This is a genomic window from Mesorhizobium sp. SEMIA396, assembly GCF_024518615.1.
Classification (GTDB): domain Bacteria; phylum Pseudomonadota; class Alphaproteobacteria; order Rhizobiales; family Rhizobiaceae; genus Mesorhizobium.
In genome coordinates, this window is record NZ_JANIFC010000008.1 from 104,267 (window position 1) to 130,584 (window position 26,318).

General features: G+C 63.5%; 28 protein-coding genes. 21 read left to right on the top strand and 7 right to left on the bottom strand.

All coding sequences use genetic code 11. The features are described 5' to 3' along the window. Positions 1-63: 63 nt before the first annotated feature. Positions 64-825: a transglycosylase domain-containing protein gene (locus tag NP503_RS19860; RefSeq protein WP_127271462.1), complete on the bottom strand. Its 762-nt coding sequence runs from the start codon at positions 823-825 to the stop codon at positions 64-66. Positions 826-1,047: 222 nt separating this feature from the next. Here NP503_RS19860 and NP503_RS19865 point away from each other — a divergent pair, with 222 nt between their 5' ends. The 3 genes from NP503_RS19865 (at position 1,048) to NP503_RS19875 (ending at position 5,389) form a co-directional block, all read left to right on the top strand. Further along, positions 1,048-1,965 (top strand): polyprenyl synthetase family protein, encoded by a 918-nt coding sequence (locus tag NP503_RS19865; protein ID WP_127276505.1) that lies wholly within the window; start codon positions 1,048-1,050, stop codon positions 1,963-1,965. Between the two features lie 161 nt (positions 1,966-2,126). Beyond that, positions 2,127-2,933, top strand: a complete 807-nt coding sequence (locus NP503_RS19870; RefSeq protein WP_127267511.1) for a class I SAM-dependent methyltransferase — start codon at positions 2,127-2,129, stop codon at positions 2,931-2,933. Positions 2,934-3,049: 116 nt separating this feature from the next. Next, positions 3,050-5,389, top strand: a complete 2,340-nt coding sequence (locus NP503_RS19875) for a response regulator (protein ID WP_127272344.1) — start codon at positions 3,050-3,052, stop codon at positions 5,387-5,389. A gap of 19 nt (positions 5,390-5,408) precedes the next feature. Here NP503_RS19875 and NP503_RS19880 read toward each other — a convergent pair whose 3' ends face one another. The 4 genes from NP503_RS19880 to NP503_RS19895 form a co-directional block, all read right to left on the bottom strand. Next, positions 5,409-6,164, bottom strand: a complete 756-nt coding sequence (locus NP503_RS19880; protein ID WP_164748832.1) for a Stf0 family sulfotransferase — start codon at positions 6,162-6,164, stop codon at positions 5,409-5,411. A gap of 147 nt (positions 6,165-6,311) precedes the next feature. Continuing rightward, positions 6,312-7,166: a lytic transglycosylase domain-containing protein gene (locus NP503_RS19885; RefSeq protein ID WP_127267513.1), complete on the bottom strand. Its 855-nt coding sequence runs from the start codon at positions 7,164-7,166 to the stop codon at positions 6,312-6,314. A 5-nt stretch (positions 7,167-7,171) separates the two neighbouring features. Next, the gene (ispG, locus tag NP503_RS19890) at positions 7,172-8,422 is read right to left on the bottom strand and encodes a flavodoxin-dependent (E)-4-hydroxy-3-methylbut-2-enyl-diphosphate synthase (RefSeq protein ID WP_164748833.1); all 1,251 of its coding nucleotides are present in this window, start codon (positions 8,420-8,422) and stop codon (positions 7,172-7,174) included. A 334-nt stretch (positions 8,423-8,756) separates the two neighbouring features. Next, complete coding sequence (locus tag NP503_RS19895) at positions 8,757-8,936, bottom strand: YdcH family protein (protein ID WP_013529217.1); 180 nt, start codon at positions 8,934-8,936, stop codon at positions 8,757-8,759. Positions 8,937-9,175: 239 nt separating this feature from the next. Between NP503_RS19895 and NP503_RS19900 the strand changes: the two genes are divergently transcribed. Further along, complete coding sequence (locus tag NP503_RS19900; RefSeq protein WP_013529216.1) at positions 9,176-9,379, top strand: YdcH family protein; 204 nt, start codon at positions 9,176-9,178, stop codon at positions 9,377-9,379. A 24-nt stretch (positions 9,380-9,403) separates the two neighbouring features. Here the strand turns inward: NP503_RS19900 and NP503_RS19905 are convergent, their stop codons facing one another. Then, on the bottom strand, positions 9,404-10,192 hold the full coding sequence (locus NP503_RS19905; RefSeq protein WP_127267515.1) for an IclR family transcriptional regulator: 789 nt from the start codon (positions 10,190-10,192) through the stop codon (positions 9,404-9,406). A gap of 127 nt (positions 10,193-10,319) precedes the next feature. Between NP503_RS19905 and NP503_RS19910 the strand changes: the two genes are divergently transcribed. From NP503_RS19910 to NP503_RS19975, 14 genes are all read left to right on the top strand, one after another. Then, positions 10,320-11,201, top strand: a complete 882-nt coding sequence (locus NP503_RS19910) for a transporter substrate-binding domain-containing protein (protein WP_127267516.1) — start codon at positions 10,320-10,322, stop codon at positions 11,199-11,201. A gap of 171 nt (positions 11,202-11,372) precedes the next feature. Continuing rightward, positions 11,373-12,038 carry an amino acid ABC transporter permease gene (locus NP503_RS19915; RefSeq protein WP_127267517.1) on the top strand — a complete coding sequence of 222 codons (666 nt, stop codon included), beginning with the start codon at positions 11,373-11,375 and terminating at the stop codon, positions 12,036-12,038. Position 12,039: 1 nt separating this feature from the next. Beyond that, entirely contained in the window at positions 12,040-12,690 is a 651-nt protein-coding gene (locus NP503_RS19920; RefSeq protein WP_127267518.1) for an amino acid ABC transporter permease, read from the top strand. Between the two features lie 2 nt (positions 12,691-12,692). After that, positions 12,693-13,487, top strand: a complete 795-nt coding sequence (locus NP503_RS19925) for an amino acid ABC transporter ATP-binding protein (protein ID WP_127272345.1) — start codon at positions 12,693-12,695, stop codon at positions 13,485-13,487. A 38-nt stretch (positions 13,488-13,525) separates the two neighbouring features. Then, on the top strand, positions 13,526-13,987 hold the full coding sequence (locus NP503_RS19930; protein WP_127271288.1) for a RidA family protein: 462 nt from the start codon (positions 13,526-13,528) through the stop codon (positions 13,985-13,987). A gap of 25 nt (positions 13,988-14,012) precedes the next feature. After that, on the top strand, positions 14,013-15,218 hold the full coding sequence (locus NP503_RS19935) for an aminotransferase class V-fold PLP-dependent enzyme (RefSeq protein ID WP_127271290.1): 1,206 nt from the start codon (positions 14,013-14,015) through the stop codon (positions 15,216-15,218). Between the two features lie 221 nt (positions 15,219-15,439). Next, positions 15,440-16,429 (top strand): TIM barrel protein, encoded by a 990-nt coding sequence (locus NP503_RS19940; protein ID WP_127269387.1) that lies wholly within the window; start codon positions 15,440-15,442, stop codon positions 16,427-16,429. Between the two features lie 42 nt (positions 16,430-16,471). Beyond that, positions 16,472-17,524, top strand: a complete 1,053-nt coding sequence (locus NP503_RS19945; protein WP_127269388.1) for a substrate-binding domain-containing protein — start codon at positions 16,472-16,474, stop codon at positions 17,522-17,524. A gap of 68 nt (positions 17,525-17,592) precedes the next feature. Further along, positions 17,593-19,107: a sugar ABC transporter ATP-binding protein gene (locus tag NP503_RS19950; protein WP_127269389.1), complete on the top strand. Its 1,515-nt coding sequence runs from the start codon at positions 17,593-17,595 to the stop codon at positions 19,105-19,107. A gap of 9 nt (positions 19,108-19,116) precedes the next feature. Beyond that, complete coding sequence (locus tag NP503_RS19955) at positions 19,117-20,085, top strand: ABC transporter permease (protein WP_127269390.1); 969 nt, start codon at positions 19,117-19,119, stop codon at positions 20,083-20,085. Beyond that, positions 20,082-20,957: a MurR/RpiR family transcriptional regulator gene (locus NP503_RS19960; protein WP_013529211.1), complete on the top strand. Its 876-nt coding sequence runs from the start codon at positions 20,082-20,084 to the stop codon at positions 20,955-20,957. The genes NP503_RS19955 and NP503_RS19960 overlap by 4 nt, the downstream gene beginning before the upstream one ends. After that, positions 20,954-21,847, top strand: coding sequence for a ribokinase (locus tag NP503_RS19965; protein WP_127272233.1), 894 nt, complete (start codon positions 20,954-20,956; stop codon positions 21,845-21,847). Before NP503_RS19960 ends, NP503_RS19965 begins: the two co-directional genes overlap by 4 nt. A 100-nt stretch (positions 21,848-21,947) precedes the next feature. Beyond that, entirely contained in the window at positions 21,948-22,445 is a 498-nt protein-coding gene (purE, locus tag NP503_RS19970; RefSeq protein ID WP_127272234.1) for a 5-(carboxyamino)imidazole ribonucleotide mutase, read from the top strand. After that, a complete protein-coding gene (locus tag NP503_RS19975) occupies positions 22,442-23,521 on the top strand; it encodes a 5-(carboxyamino)imidazole ribonucleotide synthase (protein WP_127271005.1) in 1,080 nt (359 codons plus the stop codon). Before purE ends, NP503_RS19975 begins: the two co-directional genes overlap by 4 nt. Before the next feature lie 6 nt (positions 23,522-23,527). On the opposite strand, the gene NP503_RS19980 is transcribed toward NP503_RS19975, so the two are convergent. Next, entirely contained in the window at positions 23,528-23,950 is a 423-nt protein-coding gene (locus NP503_RS19980; protein WP_127271006.1) for a lysozyme inhibitor LprI family protein, read from the bottom strand. Between the two features lie 242 nt (positions 23,951-24,192). Between NP503_RS19980 and ykgO the strand changes: the two genes are divergently transcribed. The 3 genes from ykgO (at position 24,193) to NP503_RS19995 (ending at position 26,290) form a co-directional block, all read left to right on the top strand. Beyond that, positions 24,193-24,318, top strand: a complete 126-nt coding sequence (ykgO, locus tag NP503_RS19985) for a type B 50S ribosomal protein L36 (protein ID WP_006327841.1) — start codon at positions 24,193-24,195, stop codon at positions 24,316-24,318. Between the two features lie 112 nt (positions 24,319-24,430). Continuing rightward, a complete protein-coding gene (locus tag NP503_RS19990; RefSeq protein WP_127271008.1) occupies positions 24,431-25,036 on the top strand; it encodes a tetratricopeptide repeat protein in 606 nt (201 codons plus the stop codon). A gap of 189 nt (positions 25,037-25,225) precedes the next feature. Then, positions 25,226-26,290 carry an alpha/beta fold hydrolase gene (locus tag NP503_RS19995; RefSeq protein WP_127272236.1) on the top strand — a complete coding sequence of 355 codons (1,065 nt, stop codon included), beginning with the start codon at positions 25,226-25,228 and terminating at the stop codon, positions 26,288-26,290. The last annotated feature ends 28 nt before the right edge of the window (positions 26,291-26,318 follow it).

Sequence of the window (26,318 nt, forward strand, 5' to 3'; positions counted from 1 at the left end):
TCGGGTGCCTATACACGCCCTGTGCCGTTTTGGCCAGCACTGGCGCGAATTTTTTTGGATCGGCTAGCGGAGACAACCGACATAGGCGCCGGAGCGGCCGGCGCGCCGCTCGATCAGATTGGCGAGCCGCCTCAAGCCAGGCCCGGGTTTGGCCGGATTGCGGGCGATCGGATTTGGCAAGGAAACCGCAAGCAAGGCGGCCTGCCGTCGCGACAGCTGTTTTGCCGAAACGCCAAAATGGTGCTGTGCCGCGGCCTCGATGCCGTAGATGCCCGGCCCCCACTCGGCGATGTTGAGGTAGATTTCCATGATGCGCCGTTTCGACATCACCGCATCGAAATAGACGGCCAGCGGCAATTCGACCACCTTGCGCACCGAGCCCAGCGGCCGCGACCACAGAAACAGGTTCTTTACCGTCTGCATGGTGATGGTCGAGGCACCGCGCGTCGCTTCGCCGGCCAGCGCGTCGTCGACGACGCCTCTCAGCTCGCCGAGATCGACGCCACGATGAAAGCAGAACTGCCCATCCTCCGACATGATGACGGAATTGGCCAGCACCGGCGACACGTCGTCGATCGACACCCAGCGGCGGTCGTAACCGGAGAACGTCGCCAGATCCTTCAACATCAGCGTCGAGACAGGATGCACGAAGAACGGCAGGTAGAGAAAGGTCAGCACGACCGGAATCAAAGCCAGCACCGCGGCCACGACGATGCCGCGCCGGACCCAGCGTTTGAGACCGCGGCGATTTACGCCTCGCGATCTCGTCGCCATGTCCAGCTTTTCGGTTTCATGATCGACGATCGGTTCCGCCAAGCCGCCCAACCCGTGCCAGAGAGCTCGTTTTGAAACGCGCTCCTGTGAGTCATGTGACGGTGTTTTCGAGAACCGGAGCGGAGCGTACATTAGAGTACGCAAGCACCGGAAGCGCAGAAAACGCCCTCAGATGACCGCAGGAGCAGAGTTTCCAAACGGGCTCATACTGCTCCGGCATAATGGCGCTTGCCTTCTTGCGCAACGTCTGAGTGTCGGCTACCGGTCCCGGCCATGACGAATGACGACCAAATGGCGTTCGAAATGGCGCTCATCCGACGCGCTGCCGCCGTCGAGGTGCTGCTGCGGCGGCTGCTCGACGACCGCGCGCTTTCGGGCGAGATCGCCCGGCCTGAGCGGTTGATGGCAGCCATGCGGCACGGCGTGCTGAACGGCGGCAAGCGCCTGCGGCCCTTCCTGGTCATGGAAAGTGCCGCCCTTTTTTCCGCCGATGGCGAGGCGACACTGCGTGTCGCCGCCGCACTTGAATGCGTGCATTGCTATTCGCTGATACACGACGACCTGCCCGCCATGGACGACGATGACCTGCGTCGTGGCCAGCCGACCGTGCACAGAGCCTTCGACGAGGCGACCGCCATCCTGGCTGGCGATGCCTTGCTGACGCTGGCCTTCGACGTCATCGCCGGCGAGGCGACCGCCCTGCCCGCGGAGCGGCGGGCGGCCCTGGTGCTGGCGCTGGCCCGCGCCGCCGGACCCGGCGGCATGGTCGGCGGCCAGAAGCTCGACCTCGAAGCCGAACAGACGCCGCCGGACGAGGCCGGCATCATCCGGCTGCAGGCGATGAAGACTGGCGCTCTGATCCGTTTCGCCTGCGAGGCAGGTGCCCTCATCGCCGGCGCCCCGGCCGATGACCGCGAGCGGCTGGCCGAATTCGGCTCGGCGATCGGTCTTGCCTTCCAGCTTGCCGACGACCTGCTCGATTTGACCGCCGATGCCAGCCAGATGGGCAAGGCAACCGGCAAGGACGCCGCCGCCGGCAAGGCGACGCTGGTGGCCTTGCATGGTGCGAATTGGGCTCGCAACCAGTTGCACGGCCTCGTCGAGCAGGCGCATGCACTGCTTGATCCTTATGGCGACGACGCCCAGTTGCTGAAAGAAGCGGCAACGTTCGTGGCGACCCGCACCAGTTGAGGTTGGCGCCAGCCGAGATATCGAGCTGACTAAAGTTCGCTCATCCTCCGCCGGCCAATTCAGAAATAGAACTTGAGCGGAAGCCTGCCGAGGCAGAGGATCGACATCGCTTTGCCATCCGCACGGCACGCACGCGGTGCGGGTAGAGTTGGAGGGGTGCCATGTCGACCACCGACAAGCTGTTCAGCGGTTCCATTGCCGAGGTCTACGACCGGGCGATGGTGCCGCTGATCTTCGAGCCGTATGCACGGGATCTGGCAGAGCGGGTGTCGAAGCTCGGGCCGCAATCGGTGCTCGAAGTGGCGGCGGGCACCGGTGTGGTGACACGTGCGATGGCAGCAAAGTTGCCGGCGCAAGCCCGCATCGTGGTCACCGACCTCAACCAGCCCATGCTCGACCACGCGCGCACGCGGATGGCGGACGATCCTCGGATCACCTGGCGGCAGGCCGACGCCCAGGCGCTGCCCTTCGAGGACGCAGAGTTCGACGCCGTGGTTTGCCAGTTTGGCGCGATGTTCTTCCCCGATCGGGTGGGCGCCTACGGCCAAGCGCGGCGGGTGATGCGGCCGGGCGGGCACTTCCTGTTCAACGTCTGGAGTGCCATCGACGACAACGAGTTCGCCGAGGAAGTGACGCGGGCGCTCGGCCATTTTTTCCCGGCCGATCCGCCGCGCTTCATGGCGAGGACGCCGCACGGCTATCACGATGCGGACGTCATCCGCGCCGACCTTCATGCCGCCGGCTTCGGTAACATCACCATAGAGCCGCTGGATGCCGTCAGCGCCGCTTCGTCGCCATATGAGGCGGCCACGGCCTATTGCCAGGGCACACCCCTGCGGGCTGAGATCGAGGCGCGCGGCGGCTCGCTGGAGGAGGCGACGCGATACGTGGCGAATGCCCTTGGGAAACGGTTCGGGGAAGGCCCGGTGCGTGGCCGCATCCGCGCCCTCGTCGTGGAAGCGGTCTAGGCGCGCTGTCCATCCGGCGGTTCGCATGGCCTGCCTGCCCTCTCACGAACGAAATTTTAATGTAAATGAAGCGTAATCCCGGCCATTAAAATGGTGCGTATGTGTTGGGGTTGCGCATGCCTGAATATTCGTCCTTCATCCGGTCGGTCCGGATCCGCTATATTTCAGGGTTGCTGATCTTCGCGCTGGCTTCCGCCGGTATCGTGATTGCGCTTGACCGCGTCAATTCCTTTCGCCGCGACATCGATGCGCTGAGCAGCAATCTCGTCATCTTCACCCGCGACCTGCGCAACGCGACCAGCTTCGCCGAGACCACCGGCACCGCCTGGCGGGCGGAGACACGCGATGCCCTGACCACATCGGCGCGCGGCCATTCGGAGCGCCTGACCGGCGAGATCGAGACGCTGACCGCCCAGCTTGCGGCGATCAAGCCGCGGCTGTCGATCAAGACCGTCAACGAACTCCAGTCCGCTTCCGTCAACGGCGATCTGTTCTGGTCGCCGCGCGACATGGTGCGCAATTTCAACCTGATGTCGATGGCGCAAAAGGTCGACGAGTGGAGCTATCGCGAAATCCGCAACCAGAACGACCTGTTCGCCCAGCCGATGCTGGTCCGCGTCCGCACCGCCATGGATGATGAGCGCCACCTGGCCGATGCCTCAAGCGACAGGCTGCTGCTGTGGGCGAGCGGCATCCTGTTCGCGGCACTTGCCATCGTCGCCTTCTGGATCTTCCGCCCGATGGAAGTGGCAATCCGCCGCGCCTTTGCCGAATCCGCCGAATCCCTGTTCAAGGCCGAGGCCGCCGACCGCGCCAAATCGGAATTCCTGGCCAATATGAGCCACGAAATACGCACGCCGATGAACGGTGTGCTCGGCATGGCCGAACTGCTGGCCAAGACCGATCTGACCCCGCGCCAGAAGACCTTCACCGACGTCATCGTCAAATCCGGCAACGCGCTGCTCACCATCATCAACGACATCCTCGATTTCTCCAAGATCAATGCCGGGCAACTCACTCTCGACCCTGCTCCCTTCCGCCTTTCCGAGGCGGTCGAGGATGTGGCGACGCTGGTCTCGGCGCGCGTCGCCGAAAAGAACCTCGAACTGATCGTGCGTGTCGACCCGCGCCTGCCGGCCCATGTCGTCGGCGACGCCGGCCGCTTCCGGCAGATCATCACCAACCTGCTCGGCAATGCCGTGAAGTTCACCGAGAAGGGTCATGTGCTGATCGATGTCGGCGGCGAGATCGTCAACGACGTGGTCCAGCTCAAGGTCCGCGTCGAAGACACCGGCATCGGCATACCGGCCGAGAAACTGCAGAACGTGTTCGAGAAATTCGCGCAAGTGGACGGCTCGTCCACCCGCCGCCATGAGGGCACGGGGCTGGGCTTGGCCATCGCCGCCCGCCTCGTCGACCTGATGGCAGGCAAGATCGGCGTCGAAAGCGAGATCGGCCGTGGCTCCGTGTTCTGGTTCGCTGTGCCGCTGCCCGCGCATCAGGCCGCGGCGCGCGACGAGATCGTGCCGGTCGACGTCACCGGCGCGCGCGTGCTGGTCATCGACGACAATCCGGTCAACCGCGAAATCCTGCTCGAGCAGCTCAGAAGCTGGAGCTTCGACTGTGCCGCCGCCGAAAGCGGCGCCGTCGGCCTGGCCTTCCTCGACCGCGCCTTTCAACTCGGCGCCGCCGTCGACTGCATCATCCTCGACTACCAGATGCCGGGCATGAACGGCGCCGACGTCGCCAGAGCCATTGCTTCCGACAGCCGCCTGTCGGCCATCCCGATCGTTATCCTGACCTCGGTCGACCAGGTCGATTTCGGCAAGATGATCATCGACTTCGGCATTGCCGCGCATCTGACCAAACCGGCGCGCTCCGCGGTGCTGCTCGGCACCGTCATCTCGGTGATTCAGAAGGCCCGTTCGCAGGTCGGCAAGGCGCGGTTCGTCCGCGAACCGATCGTGCAGGCTTCCCTGGCAGCGCCGCCCGCCTTCACCGTCATCCGCGGCCCGGCAATGCCGGTCGCGGCAGCGCCGGAATCGACAACCGCGCCGAACGGACCGATCGACATCCTCATTGCCGAGGACAATGACGTGAACCAGTTGGTCTTCGGCCAGATCCTCAATGGGTTGGGCTTGAGCTACCGTATCGCCGGCAATGGCCGCACGGCGGTCGAAATGTACCGGGCGCTGCGCCCCAAGCTGATCCTGATGGACGTTTCGATGCCCGAAATGAACGGCTACGAGGCGACCCGCGCCATCCGGGCGATGGAGGTCTCGACGGGCGCCCACATCCCGATCATCGGCGTCACCGCGCACGCGCTGAAGGGCGATCGCGACAAGTGCATCGATTCAGGCATGGACGACTATCTGCCGAAGCCCGTTTCGCCCGACCGCCTAGGCACCAAGATCGGCACCTGGCTCAGCGAGACCGTCGTGGCCAAGACCGCCTGACTGCATCCATGAGGATGCGTCAGACGGCGGCAGCCTCCAGACGATAGCGGCGCATCCAGTCGAGGCTTGTCGCGTCAGCAAGCTTTGCAACGCCGGGGCTTACATCCTCCTCGTCAGGTGCTGGGACTCCCAGGGCTTCGCAGATGCCTAGCAACGTCGCAGCCGGATTGCCTGAAAGGCGCTCATAGCCGACGCGCAGCGGGGATATGCCTTGCTCTGCGAACCAAATGTTCCAGGCCGCGTCATAGGTCTCGAGTTCCGTGACCTCTCGTTTGATACGCTCGAAATCATATTGGGGCTCTTTCGGCGGTGCGACCCTTTCGATCTCGGTGCCATCGGGAGCGATATGCCAAAGACCGGTCTGCTCCGCCTTGATCAGGGAGACAGCCTGCGCGAGCTTGTTCTCCCGCGAGAGGTGTATGTAGAGGACGCGGCCAAAGGCCTTTTCAAGACGCGCTCTGTCCGACTGCAGTTTCGGGAAAATCCGGTCGAGGGTTGCCGAGAGTTCATCCAGATTTTCGCGCATCAAGCGAAGGCCGAAGAGGCCGGTCCCACCCTTGCCGGCAGCGATCGCCGCGTTGAGATAGGCGACATTGAAGTCGAGCTCACTCATCGTGTCGCGATCGGGCAGCTTCCACTCTTCAGCCCACTCCAGCACATCCTGCCGCCGATAGAATGAGTGCGGATCGCCAGTCGTCTTCGTGGATGCCAGAAGCTTGCACAGCAGCGTGCTACCGGTCCTCGGCGTGCCGCAGATGATGTATCCATCGAACATGTTGAGGCCCATGCTGCTCGTCAAAGACAGGGCCGCCGCCCAGTAAGGATGGCGGCCGCTATAGCTGAAATCTTTGCTGGATGCGACGTCACGGCTATCGCTTTTAAATGCCTCTCTCGGACAAACACCATGCCGGCAGCGGCCAAATTACCGGTTGCGCACCACCACGCACGCCCCACCGACACTTTGCAATTTCTGGCAAATAACGTTGGCATCGGCGCGGCGGTCGACACCGATCCTGACCGCGTAGATGCCGCGCCGGCCGATCGGCGTGCGCACCCGGCTGACCACCGGATCATGCCCGTTGAGCAGGGCCGGGAACCGGCTCCTTACCCTGACCCACTGGTTGATCGCGGCGCTGCGGCGAAAATTGCCGGCCACTTGGATGCCCCATGGCTTTATGTTGATCGAAGCCATGGCCACCGTCCGCGACATGATCACCGGCAGTTTTCGGCAAGCGACGGCAAAATCCGTCTTTGCGTCGAGCGGCTCGACCCTTCCGGCATAGGCCCGGTCGGTGAACTTGTCGGCTGGTTCGCCCATGATGTCTAAGACATAGCTTTCGGTTTCCATCGGCAGGAAACCGCCGGAGCTGAGCCAGCGCGACACCCGGCTCTCGCCGGCATTGTAGGCGGCGGCGGCCAGGCCGAGATTGCCGTAGCCGGTTTTCATTTCGGCCAGATATCTGGCCGAAGCCGGAATCGCCTGGTTGATGTCGAAGGAATTGGCGAGCCCGCGCATCTTGGCGGTGCCCGGCATGAACTGGGCAATGCCTTCGGCACCGACCGGACTGACGGCGTTGGGATCGAAACGGCTTTCCTTCCAGATCAGCCGGGCGAAGAAATCCCTGGACAGGCCGTTCTGGTCGGCATGCGCCTGGATCAGATTGCAGACCTTGTCGATCAGCCGCTGCTTGGCGGATTGCGGCGGATCGGCCTGCACAAGGGTCGACCAGGTCAGCCCGTACAGCAGGATCAGCGCTGCCCAAAGGAAACGCTGCATCGGTTCTACTCGGCCGCGGCCTTGCCGCGACCGAACCGTTGCTCGATATAGTCGGCGACCATTTTCTCGAAATCCGCGGCGATCGACGGCCCGCGCAGCGTCGCCGCCTTTTTGCCGTCGACGAAGACAGGCGCCGTCGGCATTTCGCCCGTGCCGGGCAGCGAAATGCCGATGTCGGCATGCTTGGACTCGCCAGGGCCGTTGACGATGCAACCCATCACCGCGACCTTGAGGTTCTCGACGCCGGGGTATTTGTCGCGCCACACGGGCATGTTCTTCCTGAGATCGGCCTGGATGTTCTGGGCGAGTTCCTGGAACACGGTGGAGGTGGTGCGGCCGCAGCCGGGGCAAGCGGCAACAATCGGCACGAACTGCCTGAACCCCATGGTTTGCAGCAATTCCTGTGACACCTGCACCTCGCGCGTGCGGTCGCCGTTCGGCTCCGGTGTCAGCGAGATGCGGATGGTGTCGCCGATGCCTTGCTGGAGCAGGATGCCCATGGCGGCCGACGAAGCGACGATGCCCTTCGAGCCCATGCCGGCTTCGGTCAGGCCGAGATGCAGCGCATGATTGGAGCGGGTGGCGAGCTCGGTATAGACGGCGATCAGGTCCTGCACGCCGCTGACCTTGGCCGACAGGATGATTTTCTCGCGGCCAAGGCCGATCTCTTCCGCCATCTCGGCCGACAGGATCGCCGACTGCACGATCGCCTCGCGCATCACCTCCTGCGCGGTCAGCGGAAAACCCTTGTCCTGGTTGTCGTCCATCAGCCGGGTCAAAAGCTCCTGGTCGAGCGAGCCCCAGTTGACACCGATGCGCACCGGCTTGTCATGCCTGATCGCCATCTCGACGATATCGGCGAACTGGCGGTCCTTCTTGTCCTTGAAGCCGACATTGCCCGGATTGATGCGGTATTTGGCCAGCGCCTCGGCGCAGGCCGGATGATCGGCCAAAAGCTTGTGGCCGATATAGTGGAAATCGCCGACCAGCGGCACGTTGATACCAAGCCGCTGAAGCCGCTCATGAATGCGCGGCACGGCGGCGGCGCTCTCGTCGCGATCGACGGTGATGCGCACGATCTCCGAGCCGGCCCGGTGCAGCGCTGCGACCTGCGCAACCGTCTGGTCGATATCGGCCGTATCGGTGTTGGTCATCGATTGGACGATAACGGGCGCGCCGCCGCCGACGACCACGCCGCCGACATCGACGCCGACCGACGTGCGGCGGGGGAAAGGAGAGGAAAAATATCCGGTCATGCCGGCAGCCTTTTGTCTCTGGAGCATCTTGTGTCCTGCATGGACGCACAACGACGCCCCGGGCCGATGCGCTGAGGTCCGGGCATGAGGTGGAGGAGCAAAGATGGCTTGTCAATGGCGACAGGTCGCCACTGGCCGGAATCGCCCGCCGCCGGCGACCAGAAACAATCGATGATCTGGCGAAACGGGCGACGGCCGAAGCGGAGATTGAGCCGGGTGCAAGTCCAGCTTCGGCTGACAGACCGGTGCTGGAAAATCAAAACCCTCCACGCCGGCGGCGGGGTGCCGCCGGGAAAAGAGGCCGCGGATATTGGGCGGCTATGTCAGGAGGGCGTCAATGCGTGGTCGGTTTGCCTCTTAGTTTTTCAATCTCGTCCTTGAGTGCCAGCTTGCGTCGCTTGAGATTCACGATTTCGAGGTCGTCGACCGATGGATGATTCATCGCGTCATCGATTTCACGTTCGATGTCGCCGTGTTTCCGCTGCAACTCATCAAGATGGGATGCAAGAGACATGATTGGTTCTCCCTTTCATGGTTTTCCTCGATTGCAACCGTCACGGCGCGTCCACCGCAGGTTCGCTTCTGTGACGGCACGGTGACAGTGTGTCACCTTCCGCGGGCGATGTCGAATGATCCGTGGTAGCATTCCACGACACCTTGAAATGTGATATGGGCTGCACGCCGGTGACAAAACACCCGGTCCCGCCCAATCAGGCCCAGTTTTGGGCGCCGCAGACGTGCAGACGGTAGAGAATGTCCGATCAGGAACAGGCCGATATTCGCCTCGAATTTTCCCGCCTGAAGCAGGAACACGCCGATTTCGATGCCGCCATCAACGCGATGATCGCCATGGCCTGCGATCCGCTGCAGATCCAGCGCATGAAGAAGAAGAAGCTGTTCCTCAAGGATCGGCTGATGGCGCTGGAAGACAAGATCATTCCCGACATTATTGCATGAACTGGCATTCGCTCGTTCGCATGCCTAGGCTGCGATCGAAAGTCTCGCGGCACGATCACGCAGCAGGCCGATAAGTTCGCCGGTCCGCTCCTCGGACGTATCGATGGGGACCACCAGGCACATGGTCGCCTCGACCTTGCCCGGCGCTGAAAACACCGGCGCGGCAAGGCACTTCGTATAGGCATCGACAAGGCCCGAAGTGACGCAATAGCCGGTGACCTGCGCTTTTGCGATGTCGGCGACGAAATCGTCGAGCCGCAGTTTGCGCCCGTCGGGCAGCACGAGATCGTCGTCCGACACCATGCCTTCGATCTCAGCCTTCTCCAGCCCCGCCAGAAGCAGCCGCCCCGAGGCCGTCCAGGGCAGCGGTATCTGCAAGCCGGTGGCGGAACTGATGCGGAACGGCCTGGTGCCGGGACTCGCATGGACGATCGTATAGCGGCCGCTCTGCAGCATGCACAGTTCGGAAGTCTCGCCGGTCTCGCGCGACAGATTGTCGACCTCCTGGCGCCCCCGCCTCAACAGGTCGTTGCCCCGCACATAGTCCATTCCGTAGAGATAGAGCTTCTTGCCGAAATAGACGCGATTGCCGTCGCCTTCCATTTCCAGCAGTCCCGCATCGACCAGCGACCGCACCAGCGTATAGGTCGTCGAACGGGGCGCGTGCACGCCCTTGGCAAGGTCGCCAATGCCGATCGCGCGCTGGGTCGTGTGAAGAAACTCCAGAATCTCGAGCACCCGGTTGAGCCCCTTTTCACGGGAGCCCGAAATCTTCTCGCCGGCTGAAAGTGCCGAGGCATTGCCATCTTGCATTGTTGATTCCCGGTGTTAGTATCTGTCCTGTACAGGATACACACGTCTCTTGTAAGAGACAATCGCTTCGACGTCACTGACGCGTGTATTGCCTGTGCAAGGGGAACACAAACGAAAGGAGGTCGCCGTGAACGACACATCCGGAAGACGTGATTTTCTGAAATTGGGAATGGCGGGACTGGCCACGGCCGGCGTCGTGGGTGCGGCGGTAGCCGTCGATGCCCAGAAGGCCGCTGCTCAGGCAGCACCCGACAGCCTGCTGCGCACCGTGCTCGATCGCGGCAAGCTGATCGTCGGTACCGGCAGCACCAATGCGCCGTGGCACTTCGAGAACGATGCCGGCGAACTCGTCGGCATGGACATCACCATGGGACGCATTCTTGCCAAGGGCCTTTTCGACGATCCGACCAAGGTCGAGTTCGTGATGCAGGATCCGGCACAGCGCATCCCCAACGTCACCACCAACAAGGTCGACATCACCATTCAGTTCATGACGATGAGCGCCCAGCGCTCGCAGCTGGTCAATTTTTCCCGGCCTTACTATGTCGAGGGCGTCGCCCTGCTGAGCCTTCCGACCGCCGAGAACAAGACCTTCGACAAGCTGCTTGCCGGCGGCTCGGCGACACGCGTCTCCATCCTGCAGAATGTCGATGCCGAGGCGCAGGTGCATTCGGTGCTGCCCGAGTGCCAGGTTATGCAGATCGATACCCAGGCCAACGTGCTGCAGGCACTGGAATCGAAACGCGTCGACGCCGCTGCCGTCGATCTGTCCACGGTGCGCTGGCTCGCCTCGCGCAATCCGGACAGATATTTCGACGCCGGCAAGAGCTGGCTGAGCATGCTTTATGGCGCGGCACTCCGGCAAGGCGACCTTGACTGGCTGACCTTCGTCAACGCGACCTTCACCATCGCCATGTTCGGCCACGAAAACGCACTCTACGATGCCGCCTTCAAGGACTATTTCGGACAGGAGCCGCCGGCGCGCCATCCCGGCTTCCCAGCCATCTGACCTGCATCGGGCGGAAGGGCGTATCCAGCGCCCTTCCGCCTCCCTAGAGCAATTCCAGGAAAAGTGTGAAACGGTTTTCGTCCGGAATTGCGTCAAAACAAAGAGTTAGAGCGGGTCGCCGTTTCCGTGAAACGGTGAACCGCTCTAAGCCTGCGGCACTGAGGCGGACGCATGGGCTATGCCCTTAATTTCAACCTGATCTGGCGGCACTTCGACAAGCTGTGGGGCGGACTGCTGCTCAGTCTCGAACTCGCCGTCATATCGATCGCCATCGGCATCGTCATCGGCCTGGTTCTGGCGGTCTGGTATGTGTCTGCCGGACGCATCGTGCGCACCATCATCGCCGCCTACGTCGAATTCATCCGCAACGTGCCGCTGATCCTGCTCGTCTACCTCGTCTTCTACGGCTTGCCGACAGTGGTCGATATCGCCTACAGCGCGCCGACCTCGTTCGTCGTCACGCTGTCGCTCTATAGCGGCGCCTATTTGGTCGAGGTGTTTCGCTCCGGGCTCGAAGCCGTTCCGCGCGGACAGCTGGACGCCGGCAAGGCAATCGGCCTGACACCCTGGCAAAGGCTGCTCAACGTGCGCCTGCCGACCATGCTGCGCATCACCTTGCCGGCATTGTCCAACACCTTCATATCGCTGTTCAAGGACACCTCCGTCGCGTCGGTCATTTCGGTGCCGGAGCTGACCTATGGCGCCCAGTGGATCAACTTCAACACCTTCCGCATCGTCGAGGTCTATCTCGTGGTCACGGCGATGTATCTGGTGACCGGCTACATCTTGCTTTTTGCGCTTCGGCTTGTCGAGCGCCGGTTCAGGGCGGCGCGCTGATATGCTGACCCAGATCGCCTATGCCTTACCTTTCCTCGCCCAGGGCTTTGCGCTGACACTGTGGGTATCCCTGCTGGTCGTGGTATTTTCGCTGATTGCCGGCGTGATCATGGGCGTCGGTCTCGTCTATGGCCCGGTGCCGTTGCAATGGGCCGTGCGCATCTTCAGCGACACCATCCGCGGCATCCCGATCCTGGTGCTCATCTTCTTTGTCTATTACGGACTGCCGGCCATCGGGCTTCATCTGCCGTCGTTCTGGGCCGCCGTGCTGGCGCTGACCCTGTTCAAGACAGCCCAGGTCGTAGAATATTTCAGAGGCGCTGTCGGCTCCATTCCGAAAGGGCAGTCCGAGGCGGCGATGGCGATCGGGCTGACCTTTCGACAGCGGCTCGCCTACGTCATCTTCCCACAGGCGTTCAGGCGCTTCCTGCCGCCCTGGATCAACGGCGTCACCGATGCGGTCAAGGGCAGCGCGCTGGTATCGCTGCTCGGCATCACCGACCTGATGCAGGCCATCAACCAGGTCATCGGCCGCACCTATGAGGCCATGCCGCTCTATATTCTCGGCGCGCTCATCTACTTCGCGGTCAACTATGCCCTTTCGCTCGCCAGCCGGCGGCTCGAGCGGCGTTTCTCCTTCATCCGGGAATAGCAATGTCCACAAGTCCGAAAAACACCCCGGCCCTTCTCGACGTCCAGGACGTTTCCAAAGCCTTTGGGACCGTCCAGGTCCTGCGTTCGGTCAGCCTGCAGGTGGCGAAGGGCGAGGTGGTGACCGTCATCGGCCCTTCCGGCAGCGGCAAGACCACGCTGCTGCGTTGCGTCAACTTTCTCGAAAGCTATGACAGTGGTTCGATCCGCATCGACGGCAAGGAGGTCGGCTTTCGCGAAGCCGGAACCCGCCAGCGTCGCAGCGAACGCGATCTCGCCGCGATGCGCGCCGAGACCGGCATGGTGTTCCAGAGCTTCAACCTCTTTCCGCACCTGACAGCCGCCGGCAACATCATGCTTGGCCTCACCAAGGTGCGCGGCAAGAGCAACGCCGAAGCGCGCACCATCGCCGAACACTGGCTCGGCCGGGTCGGCCTCGCCCACAAGGCCGACAGCCTGCCCGCCGAACTGTCCGGCGGCCAGCAGCAGCGCGTCGGCATTGCCCGCGCCGTGGCCATGGGGCCGAAGATCCTGCTTCTCGACGAGATAACCTCCGCGCTCGACCCGGAACTGGTCGGCGAGGTGCTCGAGGTCGTTCGCAGCCTGGCCGAGGACGGCATGACGATGGTGATGGTCACGCACGAAATGGCGTTTGCCCGCGATGCCTCGAGCCGCATCATCTTCATGGCCGATGGCGGCGTCAGCGCGGCGGGTCCACCCGCCGAAATCCTGGCGGCCGACACCGACAATGAGCGCCTGCGCACCTTCCTGGCACGCTTCCGCGCCTCGCATTTCTAGAACGGGACAGCGAACGCTGTCGCAAGGAGCCTTCTTTCATGACGCCTTATATCCGGCTCGCCGCGTTGGGCCTGACGCTGCCCGAGCCGCCGACACCGATCGCCAACTTCGTCACCCATGCCGAAAGCGGCCGGCTGATCTTCCTGTCCGGCCAGGGTCCGCTGCGCACCGACGGCACGCTGTTTACCGGCAAGGTGGGGGAGGATGTCAGCGTCGAGCAGGCTTATGGCCATGCCCGCCTCACCGGCCTCAATCTGCTTGCCGTCATGCACGCAGCCACTGGCGACCTTGGCCGGATCGTGCGCGTCGTCAAGCTGCTCGGCTTCGTCAACGCCATACCGACCTTCAGCGACCACCCGAAAGTGGTCAATGGCTGTTCCGACCTGTTTGCCGATGTGTTCGACAATATCGGCGGCCATGCCCGCTCGGCGATCGGCGTCGGCTCCTTGCCTGGAAACATCACCGTTGAAATCGAGGCGGTTGTCGAGATCGCCGCCTGACCTTTAGAAGAATGGAATCCGAGAGATGAAAACCACGTCCACCGACGGCTCCAACACCACCATCCGCGAACGGCTCGGCCTTCGCCCGATCATCAATGTCTCCGGCACGATGACCGCGCTCGGCGCGTCGATCATCGTCCCCGAAGCGATCAGCGCCATGGCGGAAATGGCCTCGCAATGGGTGGAAATGGATGACCTGCAACGTGCCGCAAGCACGATTGTCGCGCGCCTGACCGGCGGCGAGGCCGGTTTCATCACTGCCTGCTGCGCCAGCGGCATCACCATGGCGATCGCAGGTGCTATGACGGGGACCAATCTGCTCGCCATCGAGCGGCTGCCTGATAACACGGAGGGCCTCAAGTCGGAGGTCATCGTCCAGCTCGGGCACATCGTCAACTATGGTGCGCCGATCGACCAGTCGGTCCGGCTGGCGGGCGCCAGGGTCGTGCCGGCCGGCACGGTCAGCGTGACGCAGGACTATCATGTGCGCGACGCGATCAACGACCGCACGGCGGCGGGCCTCTACGTCGTTGCGCACCACACCGTGCAGTATGGCATGCTGTCCCTGGAGGAATTCTGCGAGATCTGCCACGCCAGGGGCATCCCTGTGATCGTGGATGCGGCTTCAGAGTATGATCTGCGCGGCTTCCTCGCGCGCGGCGCCGACATTGTCATCTACAGCGGCCACAAATTCCTGAGTGGGCCGACCAGCGGCATCGTCACCGGGCGCAAGGATCTGGTTCGCACCGCCTATCTCCAGAACCGCGGCGTCGCCCGCGCCATGAAGGTCGGCAAGGAGAGCATCGCCGGCACCATGGCCGCACTGGAAGCCTGGGAAAAGCGCGACCATGCCGGCATCCGCCGCCGCGAAGACGCCGCGCTCAACCTGTGGAAGGAGACGTTGCAGGGCCTGCCGGGCATTGTCGCGCAGATCATTCCCGATCCGACCGCCAACCCTCTCGATCGGCTTCAGATTTTTGTACTGCCCGAAAGCCGGTTCACGGCGGCCGGCCTCACCTCGGCATTGGCGACGGGCTCGCCACCGATCATCGTGCGCAACCATGAGGTGGAGCGCGGCCATTTCTTCCTCGACCCCTGCAATCTTCATCCCGGCGAGGCCGAGATCGTCGCCGAACGGCTGCGCGCCATATTGACCGCCAAGGACCGCCCGGCCGATGCGATGAAACTCGCCCGCAAGGATTCGTCCGGCGTCTTACGCTGGCCAGATTGAACACCCGGCGAATCGCTTGCTGAAATGCGCCGACCGTAACCAGCACGCGCCATCATGCGCCTATTGGCCTGACGGGCTCTCCAGGGCACCGGCCGGGAAACTGCCGGCTCCCTTTGCGCGCCTTGGCGGGTCCAGCCTGGTGGCCGCTTCGTAGCCTCTCAAAACAATAACTTTACAAATATCTTTATTTATGTGAAGTCATGACGATTGAAGGATCGATCATGACAGCCACTCGTTTCGCCACGCGCCTGAATTCCTTTGCCTCGCGACCGCACGCCGAGTGGCCCGATCTTACCGGCAAGCCGTCGCTGCTGCAGATGGCGGCGCGCGCCGCCAAGGTCGAGGGGCTTACCGATCTGGATCTCAACTTTCCTGACCATGTCAGGGAAAAGCCCACGGAAATTGCTCTGAAACTGGGCGATCTTGGGCTCTCCATCAATGGCTTTGCCATGCGCTACTACTCCAACCCCGCCTTCAAGCTCGGCGCTTTCACCAATCCGGATCCGGCGGTGCGTCGCGAGGCCATCGACCTGACCAAGGCCGGCATCGATGCCGTGCGTGAGGCCGGCGCCAGCCTGATGACGCTGTGGCTCGGCCAGGATGGCTTCGACTACGCCTTCCAGGCCGACTATTCGACGCTTTGGCAACACGAAATTGATGGGATTCGTGAAGTTGCGGCACATGATCCCGACTGTCAGATCAGCCTTGAATACAAACCGAACGAACCACGCTCCTACAGCCTGATGCCGGATGCGGCGACGACCTTGCTGGCGATCCGCGATGTCGGCCTGCCTAATCTCGGCGTCACGCTCGATTTCGCTCATGTGCTCTACGCCGACGAACAACCGGCCTTTGCCGCGGCCCTGGTGGCGCGTCACAGCAAGCTGCTCGGCGTGCACCTGAACGACGGCTACGCCAAGCGCGACGACGGCCTGATGGTCGGCGCGGTGCACACGCTGCAGACCATCGAGATGCTCAGGCAGATTCGCCGCGACGGTTACGCCGGCGCCATCTATTTCGACACGTTCCCCGATATGACAGGGCTCGATCCGGTGCGCGAGTGCGAAGTCAACATCGCCACCGTCAATCGCATGCTGCGCGTCGTCGACCGGCTGGAGCAGGACAATCGCCTGTCCGCCGCCATGGACAGCCAGGACGCGGTGACGTCGCAGGCCATCATCCAGGAAATCATGCTCGGGCCGGATAGCTGAGGCATCCGCGCCATCGCCGTTTTTCAACCAGGGAGGAATACAATGAAACTTCTGCTTGCCACCGCTACCGCCGCATTGATGGCGCTCTCGATCGGCTCTGCCTTTTCCGCCGACCTCGCGCCGCTCAATTCCGACACGGAAAAGGACCGCATCGACTGGTCGCAGGTCGAGGCCAAGTTCGGCGCGTTCCCCAAGCTGCCCGAAGGCACCAAGGCAGGCGCGGTCTCCAAGACGCTGACCAATGAATACTGGCGCTCGCTGGGCGAGGGCTACACGGCATTCGGCGCCAAGGTCGGCGTTCCCGTCGTCTATCAGGCAGCGCAGAGCGAGGGCGACCAGCTCGGCCAGCTCACCATCGCCGAAGGCCTGGTGACGCAGGGCTACAACGTGCTGCTCGTCTCGCCGCAGACGGATGCCAATCTGCAGCCGATCATGGAGCAGGCCAAGGCCGCCAACGTGCCGGTGGTCAATGTCAATGACGCCGTCATCCCGCAGGCCGAGCATTATGTCGGCAACGTCCAACGCGACAATGGCGTGCGCGTCGCCAAATGGTTCGTCAAGAATCGTCCGAATGGCGGCAAGGTCGCCATCGTCGAAGGCCAGGCTGGCGTCTATGCCGCCGTGCAGCGCACCGATGGCTTCAAGTCGACCATTACCGAGGGAGGCAAGTTCGAGGTTGTCGCCAGCGTTCCCGGCAACTGGGACCGCCAGACCTCCTATGACGCGGCCACCAACATCCTGCAGCAGCATCCCGACCTGATCGGCTTCTATGCCAACAATGATGGCATGGCGCTGGGCATCGTCGAGGCTGTCAAGGCCGCCGGCCTGCAGGACAAGGTTGCGGTCTTCGGCACCGACGGCATTTCCGATGCCTATGCCTCCATACGGGCCGGCGAACTGACCGGCACGGTCGACAGTTTCCCCGTTCTGACCGGCGAAGTGGCGTTGGAAACAGCTCTGCGTCTCGTCGCGGGACAGAAGCTGCCGCGCGTCGTCGCCACGCCCCAGGCGCTGATCACCAAGGACAATGCCGACCGCTATTCCGGCGCCGGCGCGCGCAAGGCGCTGCTCGAGGACGCGGCTGCGGGCCAGTAAGGCCAACCAACAGTGCCGGTCAGGGCAATTCGCTTCTGTCCGGCACCATGGCCCGGAGATAGAACTCGATGTCACCCCGGCTGCAATTCCAGGGCATTTCCAAGCTGTTTCCGGCCGTACGGGCGCTTGACGGCGTTTCGTTCTCGGTCGGGGCCGGTGAAATCCATGGCCTGCTCGGCGAAAACGGCGCCGGCAAGTCGACGCTGCTGCGCGTCCTGTCTGGCGTCTACAGGCCGACCGCGGGAAGCGTCCTCATCGACGGCAAGCCGGTTACACTCGCCAACCCGGTTGCCGCGCGCGCTGCGGGCGTCGCCATGATCCATCAGGAATTGCAGCAGGTGCCGCGCCTCAGCGTCGCCCAGAACATGTTCCTCGGCCATCCGCTGACGCGCGGCGGCATCTTCGTCGCCAGCAGAGAGCAGGAGCGCCGCGCCGCCGAGGCTCTTGCAGCCATCGACCCTTCCATCGATCCAGCCGCCCCGCTCGGCACCCTGAAGGTGGCGCAGCGGCAGATTGTCGAGATTGCCAGGGCATTGCTCGATCGCGCCCGCATCGTCGCCATGGACGAGCCGACATCGAGCCTGACGCCGAGCGAATTCGAACGGCTCGCGCAAGTCATTACAGGTTTGGCGCGCGATGGCGTCGCCGTCGTCTATGTCTCGCACAAGCTGGATGAGGTGTTCGGCATCTGCCGGCGCGCCACCATCATGCGCGATGGCGTCGTCGTCGATTCCGTCGATCTGAAAGACCTGTCGGAGAAAGCGGTCGTGGCGATGATGGTCGGCCGCGAACTGGCGCAGGAACACCATAATTCCCATGCCACGAACAAGGTCATGCTGAGCGCGCGTGGCCTCTCCTCGGCGACGAAGGTGCGCAACGTGTCGTTCGATCTGCATCGCGGCGAGGTGCTGGGGATTGCCGGCCTGGTCGGTTCCGGCCGAACTGAACTTTTGCGGCTCCTGGCCGGCGCCGATCGCGCCACGGCCGGCACCATTGCAATCGACGGCAAGGCGGCGCGCTTCGCCGGCCCGCGCGATGCGATTGCCGCCGGCATCGGCCTGGTGCCGGAGGAGCGCAAGCGCGAAGGCATCGTGCCGCTGCGCTCGATCACCAGCAACATGGCGCTGGCCTCGATGAACGTATTCGCGCCGCGCGGCGTCATCGATCACACCAGGCTGAAACAGGTGGCGGTCGACAGGATGAGCCGCGTCAATCTGCGCCCGTTCCTGCTCGACCGGCCGATCCGCCTGTTCAGCGGCGGCAACCAGCAGAAGGCGATCATCGGCCGCTGGCTGGCCGCGGGAACGCGCATCCTCTTGTTCGACGAACCGACACGCGGCATCGATGTCGGCGCCAAGGCGGAGATCTATCATCTGATCGAGGAACTCGCCGCCGAGGGCCATGCCGTGATCGTCGTCTCCTCCGAACTCCCCGAAGTGATCCGGCTTGCCGACCGCGTGCTGGTCATGCGCGACGGCACGATCGCGGCCGAACTCCACAGAGACGATATCAGCGAACAGGCGATCGCGGCGCACGCCATCCCACAAACGCAAACGCCGGCCGCGCAACAGGCAAGGCAGTAGGTGACGGATATGTCGGATACCACTCTGGTGCGACCACGCGCCGAATTCCTGCGCGGCGTTTCCATGCGCGACGCCGGCACGCTGATCGGCCTTGTCGTGATCCTGGCAGTATTCGGCACGCTGGTGCCCGGCTTCTTCGCCGAGCGCAACCTGATCAACATCCTGCAGCAGTCGAGCATCAATGCCTGTTTGGCGCTGGGCATGACGCTGGTCATCATCTCCGGTGGCATCGACCTGTCGGTCGGGCCGACGGCGGCACTCTCGGCCGTCATCTCGGCCTCTATGATGGTCGCCGGCGTGCCGTTTCCGTTGGCCATCGCCGCCGGCTTCGCCATTGGCCTTGCCTGCGGCCTCGTCAACGGCGTGCTCGTCGCCTATGTCGGGCTGCAGCCCTTCATCGTCACGTTGGGAACGCTCAGCACCTATCGGGCGCTGGCGCTGATCTACACCGGCGGCAATCCGGTGCTCGGCCTTCCGCCAAGCTTTCGCGCCATCTTCAACGGATCGCTGTTTGGACTGCCTCTGGCGGTCATCATCGTCGCCTGCGTGGCTGTCGTCGCCTGGGTCGTTTTGAAGAAGACGCCCTTCGGCGAATATCTGCTTGCCGTCGGCGGCAACGAGGAGGCGGCCTACATCGCCGGCGTGCCGATTGCCCGCACCAAGATCGCCGCCTACATGATCTCGGGCCTGCTGGCGGCGCTTGCCGCGCAGATCCTGGTCGGCCGGCTCGGCGCCGCCGAGCCCATCCTCGGCAATCTCTGGGAACTCGACGCTATCGCGGCTGCCGCCATCGGCGGCGCCTCGCTGATGGGCGGCAAGGGCAGCATCGTCGGCACCATCCTGGGCGCCGTCATCCTCGGCGCCATGCGCAACGGTTTGACGCTGATGAACGTCCAGTCCTTCTATCAGCTTCTGGCAACTGGTCTTATAATCCTCGCCGCGATGCTTATCGATCGCGTGACGAGGGGGCGTGGATGACCTTGAGCGGGCTGGACCTGAAAGCGGTAGGACCGCGCATCCGCATGATGATGCCGCATCTCACCCCGTTGGAGGCGAAGGTGGTGGAAACCGTCTTCGGCCGGCGCGGTTTCGACGAGAGCATTCCGCTGAAACAGATCGCCGAAGAGTCCGGCGTGTCCGAGGCGATGGTGGTCAAAATCGCCAAGAAGCTCGGCTTTTCCGGCTATCGCGACTTCCGCACCGCCGTCTATGAATACAGTCGCCTGCCGACCGCCGAGATGCACCAGGAACTGTCATCCGACGACAGTTCGGCCGAGATCGTGCAAAAAGTGTTTCGCACCTCCATCCAGGCGCTGGAGGAGACGCTGGCGATCCTCGACATCGAGGATTTCGACCGGGCCGCCGAGCTGCTCTTCCGTGCCAAGAACCGGGATTTTTATGGCGTCGGCGGCTCGGCGCAGATCGCCCGCGATGTCTCGCACAAGTTTCTGCGCATCGGCATCCGCGCATCCGTCTATGACGATTCGCATATGATGCTGATGTCGGCCTCGCTGCTCGGCGGCGACGACATCGCCGTCGGCTTCTCGCATTCGGGAAACACGTCGGCCGTCATCGACGCCATCCAGCTGGCCCGCAAGAACGGTGCCCGCACGCTGGCCATCACCAACTACGACAACTCGCCGCTGGCTGCGGTCGCCGACATCGTGCTTTGCTCGACCGCGCAAGGCTCGCCGCTGATGGGCGAGAACGCAGCGGCGCGCATTGCCCAGCTCAACATCCTCGACGCGCTGTTCGTGGCGGTGGCACAGCGCGATTATCAGGCGGCGGAGCGCAATCTCGGCCGCACCATGTCCGCGGTGACATCGAAACGAAAAGACCGGGGCTCATGACGACATCGCCGCTGGTCACCGTGTTCGGCAGCTTGCACTACGACATCATGGTCGACGCGCCCGACCGCCCGCGCAAGGGCGAGACGGTGACCGGCCATGCCTGGCACCCGAAATGCGGCGGCAAGGGCGGCAATCAGGCTGTCTCGGCGGCGCGGGCCGGCGTGCGCGCGGCGATGATCGGCGCCGTCGGCGACGATGATTTCGGGCGGGCGTTGCTGGCCAATCTCAATCGCGCAGTGGTCGACCACCGCTTCGTGCGGGTGGCCGCTGGCGCCGGCTCCGGCATGAGCGTGGCGATCTTCGACGCGGGCGGCGACTATGGCGCGGTGATCGTCTCGGGCAGCAATCTGACACTGGGCCATGCCGACATTGCCTCTGCTTCCGATGTGATGGTCCAAACGGCAGTGCTTTTGTTGCAGAACGAAGTGCCGGAAGCCGGCAACATTGCCGCCGCACGCGCCGTCAAAGCACGGGGCGGCCGCGTCGTGCTCAACGCGGCCCCCGCGCGCGAACTCTCCGACGAGTTGATCGCGCTGGTCGACATATTGGTGGTCAACGCCATCGAGGCTGAATTCCTGGCTGGCACAGCAGTGTTCGAGACGCTGGACGGGGCCGCCCAAGCCGCACGGCTGCTGGCCGATCTTTATCCGGTGGCGATTGTCACGGCGGGCGGCGAGGGCGTCGCCTGTTGCGATCGGAGCGGTGAGGCGTTTGCTCTGTCCGCCATCCCCGTCAAGGTCGCCAGCACGCATGGCGCCGGCGATGAATTCGTTGGCGCGCTGGCCGCGGGACTTGCCCGTGGGCAGACCATGCGGGCGGCCATCACCGCCGCCAACGCGGCTTCGGCCTTGCTGGTCTCGACGCCAGAGGCCGAGCGCGACGGCATCTGATGGCCTGATTCAACGTTGCAAAGAGCTGCGGCCGCCGCCTGTCCTTGCGGCCTCGCGCGAATTCCGCTAAGGCGCGCCTTTGTCGCCGGGGAACACGGACTTGGACGATCAACGCGCCGACGTCGCCATCATCATGGGCAGCCAGTCCGACTGGGCGACGATGCGCCATGCGGCCGAAACGCTGGAAGCACTCGGCATCCCGCACAAACGGCTGATCATCTCCGCGCATCGCACCCCAGACCGGCTCTATGATTTCGCCAAGGGCGCCAAGGCGGCCGGTTATCAGGTGATCATCGCCGGCGCCGGCGGTGCAGCACACCTGCCCGGCATGACGGCGGCGATGACGCCATTGCCGGTGTTCGGCGTGCCGGTGGAATCGAAAGCGCTTTCCGGGCAGGATTCGCTGCTGTCCATTGTCCAGATGCCGGCCGGCATTCCCGTGGGCACGCTGGCCATCGGCAAGGCGGGCGCTGCCAACGCAGCCCTTCTAGCCGCCGCCGTGCTGGCCCTGAACGATAACGAGCTTGCCGTCCGCCTGGATGCCTGGCGCGCCGCGCAGACCGCCAAGGTCGCGGCAGAACCGACGGATACGCCGTGAGCCTGCCCGCCGGATCGACCATCGGCATCATTGGCGGCGGCCAGCTCGGCCGCATGCTGGCTGTTGCTGCCGCCCGCCTCGGCTACCGCACCGTGGTGCTGGAGCCGCAAGCGGATTGCCCCGCGGCACAGGTCGCCAACCGGCAGATAACAGCCGCCTATGACGACCCGGCCGCCCTTGCCGAACTGGCAGGCTCGAGTTCCGTCGTCACCTACGAGTTCGAGAACGTGCCGGTTGCAGCCGCCAGTGCGCTGGCCGCCAAGGTTCCGGTCTATCCGCCGGCGCGTGCGCTGGAAGTGGCGCAGGACCGGGTGGACGAAAAAACATTCCTCAACGGCATCGGCATTGCCACCGCCGATTTCCACGCCGTCGACAATGATGACCAGCTGATCGCGGCGCTGAAAGCATTCGACGGCAGCGGTGTCCTGAAGACCCGGCGCATGGGCTATGACGGCAAAGGCCAGCGCGTCTTCCGCAACATGGAAGCCGGCGGCTTCGCCGGCACATGCGAGGCGATGGGCAATGTGCCTCTGATCCTGGAGGCCTTCGTGCCGTTCGAGCGCGAGATATCGGTGATCGCGGCGCGTGGGCTGGACGGTGCGGTTGTCGCTTACGATCCAGCCGAGAATATCCATCGCAACGGCATTCTCCACACATCGACCTTGCCGGCCGCCATTATGCCGGAGACGGCGGAAGCGGCCCGAACGGCCGCATCGAAGATCCTGTCGGCGCTGAACTATGTCGGCGTCATCGGCGTCGAGTTCTTCGTGCTGGCGGACGGCTCGCTGCTGGCCAACGAGATCGCGCCGCGCGTGCACAATTCCGGCCATTGGACGGAAGCCGCCTGTATCGTCTCGCAGTTCGAGCAGCATATCCGCGCCATCGCCGGCCTGCCGCTCGGCGCCCCGGACCGCCATTCCGACTGTGTGATGGAAAACCTGATCGGCGACGATGTGCTGCGCGTCCCGGAGCTTCTCGCCGAGCCCGATCTGATGCTGCATCTCTACGGCAAGGCCGAAGCGCGGCTCGGCCGCAAGATGGGGCATTTCACTCGGATCAGCCGTCGCGCCTCATAGGGTTGCCTACTGCAAATCGTCGCTCTCGTCCTCGCCTGGATTGGCGCAACTCACATCGCCTTCCTCGCAATTGGCCGCGGCAGCGAGCTGCTTGATGCGATCATTGGTCAATCTGGTCAGGCATTGCGATACTGCCATCGGATGGATCGAGCCGCCTTGACTGGCGGCGGTGGAATGCGCGCATTCGGCATCGCGAAAAGTGATCCAGGCGCGCTGCGCCACCTGCAGCAATCTCTTGCCGCCGGCGTCATCCGAGCTGGTAAGGTCCTGATAGGCCTTGTTGAGCTTGGCGTCGGCCGCCTGATAGTCTTCGCCGGCACAGATGTTCATCATCTGCTGGCTATCGTCGCTGCGGTCGCATTCCTGCGCGCGAGCAACCGAAGCTGCCGCCAGCAGGACAAGGCAGGCGGACAGGAACATTCGGCGCATGGTTCTCTCCAAATCACTTCACGGCGACCGCATCATCCCAGCCGGCCCCAGGGCCGCGCAATGCCGCAAGGCCGACATGGCGGATAATTGATGACAGGGACGATTCACAGCCGCTATGGAGCACGCTTGCGGTTGACAGGGACAAGGCTCCTCGTTTATGAGCCTCCCACAGTTCAAAGGCGCGTCTTCTGGCGCGCCTTAAAATTTCGACCCGGACCGGGTCCACACCGACAGGCAAGACCATGAAGATCAAGAATTCGCTCAAGGCGCTGAAGGCGCGTCACCGCGACAACCAGTTGGTTCGCCGCAAGGGCCGCGTCTACATCATCAACAAGACCGCCCCGCGCTACAAGGCACGCCAGGGCTGAGTTTTCGGGCAGGAGGCTGTTGCCTCCCCCCATTTGATGCTTGTTGCCGCCTGCCGGCATTTTCACGCCAAATTCAGTTTGACGTTCCGTCGCCCGGGACTAGAGTCCGGCGATGCGGATTCTTTTTGCATTTGTGACATCTCTGCTTGTTTCCGGCGTCATTTATGGCCCGGCATGGGCGGACGATGCTGTCGCGCCGCCGGCCACTCAGGACGCGCCGCCCGCCGCAACGACGAAACAAGCCCGCCTCGACCAGTTGTTCAGCGATCTGAAACGCGAGCGCAACGAAAAGGCGGCCGAGCGCATCGCCGGCAACATCTGGAGCGAGTGGTCGCAATCCGGCAGCGCCTCGATCGACCTGATGATGCAGTGGTCGCAAAAAGCCGTCGAGGGCCAGAAGTTCGACGTCGCGCTCGATTTCCTCGACCAGGTGGTGACTTTGCAGCCGACTTATGCCGAAGGCTGGAACCGGCGTGCCACCGTCCATTTCATGATGAAGAACTACGGCAAGTCGATGTCCGACATCGACCAAACGCTGCAGCTCGAGCCGCGCCATTTCGGTGCGCTGTCCGGCCTGGCGCAGATCATGGCGCTGACCGGCCACAAGCAATCGGCGCTCGAGGCCTGGCAGAAGGTGCTGGCCATCTATCCGATGATGCGCAGCGCCCAGGACCAGGTCGGCACGATTTCGGAGGAACTTGCCGGTGAAGGCATTTAAGGGAATAGGCAGTAGGGATTAGGCAGTAGGTCCAGACCGCTCTGCGGAACACACATGCCTACTGCCTACTGCCTACTGCCTACTGCCTACTGCCTACTGCCTACTGCCTACTGCCTACTGCCTACTGCCTACTGCCTACTGCCTACTGCCTACCCTACAACTTATCCCCCTCCACCTCGTATCTCCCCCATGAACCTGATCTACGCCGCCCTTGCCTTCCTGATGGCGCTTGTCTTCGGCTTTGTCGGCGTCACCCGCGTCGGGTCATGGCTGATCGAGCGTCGTAATCCGCCGATCGGCGAGTTCGCCGACATCGACGGCGCCCGCATCCACTATGTCCATGTTCCGGCGCCCGCCAATGCCGAGTTGCCGCCGATCGTCTTCATCCATGGCGCCAGCGCCAATCTCAGGGACCAGATGCTGCCGCTGCGCCCCTTGCTCGAAGGCCGCGCCGAAATGCTGTTCTTCGACCGGCCAGGCCATGGCTGGTCGGGTCGCGGCACCAACAACGAGAACCCGTCGGCGCAGGCCAACACCATTGCCGCACTGATGGACCATCTCGGCATCAAAAAGGCTGTCATCGTTGGCCATTCCTTCGGCGGCGTGGTGACATCGGCCTTTGGCCGCGAACATCCAGACAAGACACTCGGGCTCGTCTTTCTCGCACCGGCGACCCACCCATGGCCGGGCGGCGCAACCGCCTGGTACTACGATCTGACCACCATGCCGGTGCTCGGTTGGCTGTTTTCCGAAACGCTGACCTATCCGGCCGGAACCCTGCAGATGGCCGACGCCACCACCTGCGTCTTTTCGCCCAACAAGGTGCCGGACAATTACCTCAGCTCGGTCTCTATCCCGCTGGTGCTGCGACCAACAGCCTTTCGTGCCAACGCCACCGATGTCGCCGGGCTCTATCGCTACGCGCTCGCCACCGCACCGCGTTACGCCGAGATCAAGGCGCCGACCGTGGTGATTTCAGGCGATCGCGACAAGGTGGTCTATGCACATATCCATTCGGTCGGCCTGGCGCGCGACATTGCCGGTGCCGAACTCGTGTGGGTGCACAATCTCGGTCACAAGCCAGACTGGATCGCGACCGACCTGACCGTCGGCGCCATCGAGAAGGTCGCTGGCAAGAATATGGACCTGCCGGCGATGGCCAGGACCGTGGAGGCGCGCATCGCCGGCGACGCCTACGGCGCCGGCAGATGCGCCGATATCAAGGTACCGCAGGCCGAACTCGCGCCGACCTAAAGCGGGCCGCCTGAATCCGTTCAGAGGC

What these genes read in the sequence shown, in the direction of transcription:
- NP503_RS19865 (WP_127276505.1), top strand. Translation starts at nt 1,048, where the DNA reads ATGACGAATGACGACCAAATGGCGTTCGAAATGGCGCTCATCCGACGC.
- NP503_RS19870 (WP_127267511.1), top strand. Translation starts at nt 2,127, where the DNA reads ATGTCGACCACCGACAAGCTGTTCAGCGGTTCCATTGCCGAGGTCTAC.
- NP503_RS19875 (WP_127272344.1), top strand. Translation starts at nt 3,050, where the DNA reads ATGCCTGAATATTCGTCCTTCATCCGGTCGGTCCGGATCCGCTATATT.
- NP503_RS19880 (WP_164748832.1), bottom strand. Translation starts at nt 6,164, where the DNA reads ATGTTCGATGGATACATCATCTGCGGCACGCCGAGGACCGGTAGCACG.
- NP503_RS19885 (WP_127267513.1), bottom strand. Translation starts at nt 7,166, where the DNA reads ATGCAGCGTTTCCTTTGGGCAGCGCTGATCCTGCTGTACGGGCTGACC.
- ispG (WP_164748833.1), bottom strand. Translation starts at nt 8,422, where the DNA reads ATGACCGGATATTTTTCCTCTCCTTTCCCCCGCCGCACGTCGGTCGGC.
- NP503_RS19895 (WP_013529217.1), bottom strand. Translation starts at nt 8,936, where the DNA reads ATGTCTCTTGCATCCCATCTTGATGAGTTGCAGCGGAAACACGGCGAC.
- NP503_RS19900 (WP_013529216.1), top strand. Translation starts at nt 9,176, where the DNA reads ATGTCCGATCAGGAACAGGCCGATATTCGCCTCGAATTTTCCCGCCTG.
- NP503_RS19905 (WP_127267515.1), bottom strand. Translation starts at nt 10,192, where the DNA reads ATGCAAGATGGCAATGCCTCGGCACTTTCAGCCGGCGAGAAGATTTCG.
- NP503_RS19915 (WP_127267517.1), top strand. Translation starts at nt 11,373, where the DNA reads ATGGGCTATGCCCTTAATTTCAACCTGATCTGGCGGCACTTCGACAAG.
- NP503_RS19920 (WP_127267518.1), top strand. Translation starts at nt 12,040, where the DNA reads ATGCTGACCCAGATCGCCTATGCCTTACCTTTCCTCGCCCAGGGCTTT.
- NP503_RS19925 (WP_127272345.1), top strand. Translation starts at nt 12,693, where the DNA reads ATGTCCACAAGTCCGAAAAACACCCCGGCCCTTCTCGACGTCCAGGAC.
- NP503_RS19930 (WP_127271288.1), top strand. Translation starts at nt 13,526, where the DNA reads ATGACGCCTTATATCCGGCTCGCCGCGTTGGGCCTGACGCTGCCCGAG.
- NP503_RS19935 (WP_127271290.1), top strand. Translation starts at nt 14,013, where the DNA reads ATGAAAACCACGTCCACCGACGGCTCCAACACCACCATCCGCGAACGG.
- NP503_RS19940 (WP_127269387.1), top strand. Translation starts at nt 15,440, where the DNA reads ATGACAGCCACTCGTTTCGCCACGCGCCTGAATTCCTTTGCCTCGCGA.
- NP503_RS19945 (WP_127269388.1), top strand. Translation starts at nt 16,472, where the DNA reads ATGAAACTTCTGCTTGCCACCGCTACCGCCGCATTGATGGCGCTCTCG.
- NP503_RS19950 (WP_127269389.1), top strand. Translation starts at nt 17,593, where the DNA reads ATGTCACCCCGGCTGCAATTCCAGGGCATTTCCAAGCTGTTTCCGGCC.
- NP503_RS19955 (WP_127269390.1), top strand. Translation starts at nt 19,117, where the DNA reads ATGTCGGATACCACTCTGGTGCGACCACGCGCCGAATTCCTGCGCGGC.
- NP503_RS19960 (WP_013529211.1), top strand. Translation starts at nt 20,082, where the DNA reads ATGACCTTGAGCGGGCTGGACCTGAAAGCGGTAGGACCGCGCATCCGC.
- NP503_RS19965 (WP_127272233.1), top strand. Translation starts at nt 20,954, where the DNA reads ATGACGACATCGCCGCTGGTCACCGTGTTCGGCAGCTTGCACTACGAC.
- NP503_RS19980 (WP_127271006.1), bottom strand. Translation starts at nt 23,950, where the DNA reads ATGCGCCGAATGTTCCTGTCCGCCTGCCTTGTCCTGCTGGCGGCAGCT.
- ykgO (WP_006327841.1), top strand. Translation starts at nt 24,193, where the DNA reads ATGAAGATCAAGAATTCGCTCAAGGCGCTGAAGGCGCGTCACCGCGAC.
- NP503_RS19990 (WP_127271008.1), top strand. Translation starts at nt 24,431, where the DNA reads ATGCGGATTCTTTTTGCATTTGTGACATCTCTGCTTGTTTCCGGCGTC.
- NP503_RS19995 (WP_127272236.1), top strand. Translation starts at nt 25,226, where the DNA reads ATGAACCTGATCTACGCCGCCCTTGCCTTCCTGATGGCGCTTGTCTTC.